Genomic DNA, 4223 nt, shown 5'->3' with positions numbered 1-4223 from the left:
CAAGGCGACGAGGCGGGGTGCAGCACGCACCCCGCCCTGTCGCGAACACCCGAACTAGTCGTCGGCGAACGCGGTGTCCATGCGCTGCAGCAGCTCGTCGACCGTGATGCTGTTGTTGAAGAGCTCCTGGATGCCGGTCAGGTGCTCCTGCTGCACCTTCGTGTTCGGCCAGAACACGTCGGGGAACGGACGCGCGCGGCCGTCGGCCTGGTACTCGGTGATCGCCGCGAGCACCGGGTCGGGCTCGAAGTCGGTCGAGGGCAGGGCCGGGGCAGCCCCCGCGGCAGTCGCGTAGACCGACTGACCCTCGCTCGACGCGAGGAAGTCGATGAACTTCTTCGCCAGCTCGGGGTTCTTCGCCTTCGCATTCGCCGAGTACACGATGCCGACCGACACGGGCAGGTTGGTGTCGTCCACGTCATCCGTCGCGGGGAAGGGCGTCATCGAGAACGTCGTGCCCTCGGGTGCGTACTGCTGCGCGTTCGCACCCGCCGAGGTGATGTGGATCGCGCCGAGCGCGTCGCCCTGCCCCAGCATGGTCATCTGCTCGTCGTAGCCGATACCGTTCGGGTTGTCGTTGAAGCATCCGGCATCGCGCAGCTCGAGGTACTGCGACTCGGCGTCGTTCCACCCCGAGTCGACGAACGACGCGTCGCCGTCGAGCTGCTGGTCGGTGAAGTCGGGATCAGGGCCGTACACCGTCGTCGCGGTGAGCGCGTACGGCACGAGCTGGGTGACCCACGCCGACTTCAGGCCGAGCGCGAACGCGACCTTGCCCGCGGCCTTCGCGTCGGCGCAGAACTGCAGCACCTCGCTCCACGTGGTCGGCGTCTCGAGGCCGGCCGCCTCGACGGCCTGGTCGTTCCAGATCGCGCCGATGCCGACCATCGTGACCGGCACGCCCACGAGCTTGCCGTCGGCATCCTCGACCACGGGTCGCACGGAGTCGTCGACATCGCCCGCCCACTCCTGGTCGTCGAGCGAGAGCAGCAGGCCGTCGTTGCTGAGCGCCACGATCGACGTCGCGTTGCCGTTGCCGGGCCAGACGCGGAACACGTCGGGCGCGGTGCCCGCCGAGAGCTGCGTGCGCAGCGTCTGCTGGTAGGACTCGTCGTCGTTGGCGAACGTCGCCTCGACCGTGACGCCGGGGTTGGCCGCCTCGAACGCGTCGATCGCCGCCTGCGCCGGAGCCTCGCCGGCCGCCGTGAACGTCAGCACGTTCTCGTCGCCGGAGCCTCCGCTCGAGCCGCCGTCGGTCGAGCAGCCGGCGAGCACGAGTGCCGCGACGGCCGCGACGCCGATCGCCGCGCCCGCCCGGCGAGTGGGATTGAGCTTCACTATTCCTCCTTGAATGTGGGCTGGATGCCCGTGGTGCATGGGTGATTGCGCGCCGCAGGGACGGGTGCTGCTATCCCTTGAGTCCTCCCGCGAACCCCTTGATGACGTACTTCTGCAGCGAGAAGTAGACCGCGAGGATGGGGATGACGCTGATGACCAGTCCGGCGAAGACGAGCGGCCAGACGGTGACGTATTGACTGACGAAGCTGTAGATCGCGACGGGCGCCGTCGCGTTGCCGCTGCCCGACAGGTAGAGAAGCGGGGTGAAGAACTCGTTCCAGATGCCGACGAGGTTCAGGATGATGACGGTGCCCGTCGCGGGACGCACGAGCGGGAAGACCACGCTGAGGAACGAGCGCACCGGCCCGCAGCCGTCGAGCAGGGCCGCCTCCTCGTAGTCCAGGGGAAGGTCGCGCATGAAGGTCGTGTACAGGAAGATCGAGAACGGCATCGCGGTGCCGATGTTGATGAGGATGACCGACCAGAGCGATCCCAGCAGCCCGATGTCGCGCATCGTCGAGTAGAGCGGCAGGAGCGCCAGCTGGGCCGGGATGAGCAGGCCGCCGAGGACCCCGTAGAAGGTCCACCGCGACCACGCGCGCGTGACCCGGGCGAGCGGATACGACGCGAGCGCCGAGATCGCCACGATGAAGGCGATGCTCACGACCGCGACGATCGTGCTGTTCATCAGCGCGGCCCCGAGGCTCGCCTCCTCCCAGGCCCGGCCGTAGTTCTCGAACGTCGGCGGCCAGGCGAAGGTGAGCGCGTTGGTCTGGCTGTTGCTCGGCTTCAGCGACACGTTCACGAGCGCGAGGATCGGGATGAACCAGACGACCGCGACCCCGATGAGGACGATCTCGCGGACGAGCGTCAGGCCGGTGTAGCGCGTCTGCATCAGCTGGCCTTCCGAAGGGTGAGTCGGTACTGGATGGCGGAGAGCCCGGCGATGAGGATCGTCATGATCACCGCGAGCGCGACCGAGAACGGGTACTCGCCGAGCAGGAACGCGTTCTTGTAGATGAGCGTCGAGATGGTCTCGGTGGCCGTGCCGGGGCCGCCGCCGGTCATCGCGACGACCTGGTCGAACTGCTTCAGGCCGCCGATGAGGCTGAGCATGACGTTGATCACGACGGCGCCGTTCAGGAGCGGGAACGTCACGCTCCAGAATCGCCGCCAAGGGCCGGCGCCGTCGATCGTCGCCGCCTCGAGGATCTCCTCGGGCACCGCCTGCAGGCCCGCCAGGAAGATGACCATCGAGTAGCCGGCGAACTGCCAGACGACCGCCGCCACGACGGAGTAGAGCGCGTACTGCGGGTTGCCCAGCCAGTCCTGTGCCAGGAAGCCGAGCCCGAGGCCCCGCAGAACCTCGTTCACCGTGCCGTTCGGGGACAGCAGGTAGCTCCACACGTAGCCCGAGACGAGCGGGGTGAGCACGACCGGGGCGAAGAACACGACGCGCAGGATGTAGCGGGACTTCACCATCGTGTGCAGGCCGACAGCGAGGGCCAGGCCGATCGCGTTCTGGATGACGGTGCACAGCACCGCGAGCACGAGCGTGTTCCAGAGCGCGGCCTGCGCGGCCCGGTCGGTGAAGACGTCGGCGAAGTTCTCGAAGCCCACCCACGACCAGTCGCCGGCCAGGCCGTTCCAATCGGTGAACGAGAAGAACGCACCACGCGTGCTCGGCACCACGACGATGAAGACGTAGATCGCGACGGCGGGCGCGACGAACCACCACGGGGCGACCACGCCGGCTCGACGCGCTCGCCGCCGCGGCGACGGGGTCAGGGACGCGGCAGCGGGCAAGGCCGCCGCGCGTTCCTCCAGGAGGGTGCTAGCCACGGGTGTCACTCCTTCGTGATCGTGAATCGATTCACAACACGGCTACTTTACGAGCGCGGTTCGTGAGTTGTCAATGTCGCCGAGTGTGACCGGCTCGACCGGTGCGACGGCTGCGCCGGAAGTGATGCCGGATGCCGCATCCGCAGCCTCGACCGGGCCGGAGATCGCGCGCGAGAACACCGCCGCGTCGGGGAGCACCRGCCGACGCACCCACCACGTCTCGACGTGCGTGCGCGCGGGAGCGTCATCGAGATCGGCGTAGTTGCGCTCGCCCTGCATCTGCGCCGGACTGACGACCGCCGGGTCGCCGACGTAGTGGTGGTGCGGCCCGTACCGGTTGAAGCTGCTCGGCGTCAGCCGCAGGCGCACGCGAGCGGATCCGACCGCCTCGACGGGCGCGGCCCAGCCCGAGGTGCCAGAGTCGGCCCACCGCCACAGCACGGGCCCATCGTCGACGCTGATGCCCGCGGCATCCGCCACACCGCCGGTGAGCGTCATGACGCCGGCACCCAGTGGCACATCGACGTCGGCGACGAGCTCGAGCGGCTCGAACAGGAAGGGGAACCCCGCCTCCACGAGTTCACGGTCGAGGTGCTCGGATGCCGCGCCGAGTCGGAMCGGCCCCGCGAGCGACGAGACCGCTCCGCCCCGAGCACGCAGTTCGCCCCGCACACGGAACGCGCCCGCGAGCCAGGCGCGCGGCACGGTCCCGGGCGGCAGCGACCAGCGCGGACGGAACAGCAGCACGGGGCGCGCACCCGCCTCGATGCGCACGGCGCCGACCCAGACATCGCCGGCACGGCGCACCGGCACCGGCACCGGCTGGGTCGGTTCGCCCCAGGCGACGGCAGCCGGCTCGTCGGTCAAGCGCAGCTCGAGCTCGCCCTCGAAGTCGAGCGACTCGACCTCGGCGACCCACTCGTCACCCGACCTGGTCGGCTGGAGCACGAGCTCGTTGACCGGGCTGCGCTCGAGGCACCACCGCAACCGCACGGGTGCGGCGGCGTCGGCGGCGGCGGCGCCGTCGGCGCCCACCGTCGGCC

The 4223-nt window shown here is 69.5% G+C and carries 4 protein-coding genes; all 4 read right to left on the bottom strand.

All coding sequences use genetic code 11. The annotated features are described in order from the left end of the window. Window positions 1-54: 54 nt before the first annotated feature. Entirely contained in the window at window positions 55-1338 is a 1284-nt protein-coding gene (locus tag AC1DY2_RS16380; RefSeq protein WP_476763381.1) for an ABC transporter substrate-binding protein, read from the bottom strand. A 70-nt stretch (window positions 1339-1408) separates the two neighbouring features. Beyond that, complete coding sequence (locus AC1DY2_RS16375) at window positions 1409-2233, bottom strand: carbohydrate ABC transporter permease (RefSeq protein ID WP_476763380.1); 825 nt, start codon at window positions 2231-2233, stop codon at window positions 1409-1411. Next, complete coding sequence (locus tag AC1DY2_RS16370; RefSeq protein WP_476763379.1) at window positions 2233-3180, bottom strand: carbohydrate ABC transporter permease; 948 nt, start codon at window positions 3178-3180, stop codon at window positions 2233-2235. The genes AC1DY2_RS16375 and AC1DY2_RS16370 overlap by 1 nt, the downstream gene beginning before the upstream one ends. A 42-nt stretch (window positions 3181-3222) precedes the next feature. Continuing rightward, window positions 3223-4223 (bottom strand): hypothetical protein (locus AC1DY2_RS16365; protein ID WP_476763378.1); only part of this gene is annotated, 1001 nt, incomplete at its 5' end.

The sequence above is a fragment of the Agromyces sp. P1_H4 genome, assembly GCF_056405255.1.
This window is presented reverse-complemented; position numbering and strand designations above follow the sequence as displayed.